The organism is Desertihabitans aurantiacus (assembly GCF_003344635.1).
In the GTDB taxonomy this organism is placed as follows: Bacteria; Actinomycetota; Actinomycetes; order Propionibacteriales; family Propionibacteriaceae; genus Desertihabitans; species Desertihabitans aurantiacus.
In genome coordinates this window covers 1-2,834 of record NZ_QPKK01000372.1, presented here as the reverse complement: position 1 = coordinate 2,834, position 2,834 = coordinate 1, and the positions used below count along the sequence as shown (strand labels likewise).

At 77.3% G+C, this 2,834-nt stretch carries 2 protein-coding genes; both read left to right on the top strand.

Going from position 1 to position 2,834, the window contains the following annotated elements; genetic code table 11:
* Positions 1 to 304: 304 nt before the first annotated feature.
* Positions 305 to 1,003 carry a hypothetical protein gene (locus tag DVA66_RS19070; protein ID WP_114561425.1) on the top strand — a complete coding sequence of 233 codons (699 nt, stop codon included), beginning with the start codon at positions 305 to 307 and terminating at the stop codon, positions 1,001 to 1,003.
* 25 nt (positions 1,004 to 1,028) lie between these two features.
* Positions 1,029 to 2,834, top strand: a 1,806-nt coding sequence (locus DVA66_RS19065) for a sensor histidine kinase (protein WP_157974146.1), incomplete at its 3' end; no start/stop codon positions are given.

Sequence of the window (2,834 nt, the reverse complement as noted above, 5' to 3'; positions counted from 1 at the left end):
CACCGCCCGCCACTTCTGCAGCGCCCGCCGGCTGGGCCGCCTCGCCGACCCCGTCCGGGACCCGACCGGCTGAGCGCGGACGTCCGCGGACGCCCTTCGACGGGCTCAGGGCGCTGGGACCGGGGCAGCGGCCACCGACAGCCCGCCGCGGCACCGCCCTCCGCACCCGCTCGGGTGTCCCGGTCGGACGTCCCGGCAGGACGGGACACCGCGCCCTGCCGGCCGGGACGCCGGGCGGCCCAGCATCGTCCTCGTAGCCCGGGGAGTCGGCCACGGTGGTCGCGACGGGCAGGAGGAGAACACCATGTCCGCACCCACCACCAGCTCGCCCCGCCGCTCCGGCGAGGCTCCCGCCGAGGTCTCGCGCCCCGGTCGTGGCTGGGCCGTCGCCGGCGCCCTGGCCGGTCTGGCCGGCGGCGTCGGGATCTGGCTGTCGATGTCGGTCGGCCCCGTCGTCGACCCGGCCGACCCGCCGACCGCCGAGTCGGTCCTGCAGCACCTCGGTGGCTACGTCCCGCACCTGGTCGGCTTCCACGTCGCCACCGTCGCGGCCGCGCTGCTGCTGATCCCGTTCGCCGCCGGGCTGCACCGGCGCCTGGCCGGGCAGGCCCCGGCCCGCTCGCTGCTGCCGGCCGTGGCCTCCACCGGGCTGGTGGTGCTCGCCGCCGTGCTGGTGCTCGGCTCGGGTCTGGACACCGAGTTCGTCTTCGGGCTCGCCACGCCGGAGCTGGTGGTCGCCACCGACGTCTCGTTCTACTCGCACTGGATCGCCACCATCCCGTGGCTGTGGGTGACCGCCGGGGTGAGCGCGATCGCCCTCGGCGTCGCCTCCGTCCGGCACGGGGCGGCCCCGCGGGCCCTCGGCGTGATCAGCCTGGTCCTGGGCGGGCTGATGGTCCTCTTCGGGCTCTCCCCGCTGCAGTACATGGCCGGCTTCCTCGGCCCGCTGTGGCTGCTCGTCACGGGTCTGGTGATGCTGCGCGGAGAAGACGTCGCGCGATGACGGTGCCGCTCCCTACAGTTCAGCCATGACAGCGGTGGACGGTCCCGGGCGCGCCGCGTCCGGGGCCCCGCGCCAGGCGGTGCTCCTCGGGGGAACCGCCTGGCTGCTGGCGTGCGCGGGGCTGGTGCTCTTCGCGGTCGCCGGCCCCAGCGCGCTGGGCGACGAGCTGTTCCTGGTCGTCGACGCCATGGTGGGACTGGTCTACGGCGCCACCGCCGGGGTGGTGCTGTGGCGCCGGCGCCACCCCGTCGCCTACCTCCTCGCGCTGACCAGCATCGGCGGCGGCCTCGCGGCGCTGGCCGGGGGCTGGCGCACCTACGCCCACACCCGTGGGCTCGAGGCGGGCCCGTTCGGGGACTGGTTCGGCCTGGCGTGGGTGCCCGGCACCCTGGCGCTCTTCCTCGTGGTGCCCTGGCTGGTCCGCGAGCGGCCGCTCGGACGGGCCTGGTGGGGTCCGGCGGGCGGGGCGGTGCTGACCGCAGCCGCCCTGGCGTCGTCGGTGTTCCTCGACATCCGGGTGCTGATGGCCGCGTTCGCCGCGGCGGTGCTCTACGGGCTGGTCACCGCGGCCGGCGTCGAGCTGCGACGCCGGCGCTCGCCGGAGGCCGAGGCGGTCGGTCTGGGCTGGCTGGCGGTCGGCACCGCGGTGATGGCGCTGTCGTTCGTGCCGGTGGTGGTCCCGCTGGCCCCGTCCTGGGTGACGCCGGTGCTGCACCTGGCCTGCCAGGCGCTGTTCCCCGCCGCCGTGCTGTCGGTGGTGCTGCGGCAGCGGCTGTGGGGCATCGAGCTGGCGGTCTCCCGTGCGCTGCTGGCCGCCGCCCTCACCCTCGGGCTGGCCGTGGTCTACGCGGCGGTGACGGCCGCGCTGGGACGGCTGGTGCCGGCGGCCTGGATCGCCCAGGCGGCCGCCGCGGCCGCGGTGGTGCTGCTGGCCCAGCCGCTGCGGCAGCGGTTCGAGCGCCAGGTGCACCGGATGGTCTACGGGGTGGCGCACGACCCGTGGCGCACCGCCAGCCGGATGGGCACCGCGCTCGGCCGCGCCTCCGACCCCGACCTGCTGCTGTCCTCCCTGGTGGAGACGGTCGGCACCGCACTGCGGCTGGAGTCGGTGACCCTGCGCTCGGAGCAGGAGCAGGTGCTCGCCGCCTGGGGCACCCCGACCGGGGCCGCACTGTCGGTCCCGCTCGCCGCGGGCACCGGCCCGGTCGGGACGCTGGTCGCCACCGCCCGGCCCGGGGAGGCCCTCGACACCCGCACCCGGCGGGCCCTGGAGGAGCTGTCGGCGGTGGTGGCCTCCGGTCTCGTGCTCACCCGCACCGCCCGCGACCTCGAGCAGAGCCGGCAGCGCCTGACCACGGCCCGGCTGCAGGAGCGGCGGGTGGTCCGGCGTGAGCTGCACGACGGGCTGGGCCCGTGGCTGGCCGGGCTGCGGCTGGGCCTGGCCGGGGTGGCCAACACCGTCGACAGCGACCCGGCGGCAGCACGGGCGATGCTGCAGACCCTGCAGGAGGAGCTCGACCGGCGGATCGAGGACGTCCGGACGGTCGCGCGGACGCTGCTGCCGCCGGTGCTGGAGGAGCTCGGGCTGGAGGCGGCTCTGAGCGAGCTCGTCACCCGCCAGGCCGCGGCCGGGTTCGCGGTGCGGCTGCGTGCCGAGGTGGGGGCCGACCTGCCCGCGCCACTGGCCGCGGCCGCCTACGGCATCGCCAGCGAGGCCGTCCTCAACGCGGCCCGGCACAGCGGCGCCAGCGGCTGCGACCTCGAGGTCACCGTGGGCGACGGCGCGCTGCGGGTGCGCTGCCGCGACGACGGCGTCGGCGTCCCGTCGACG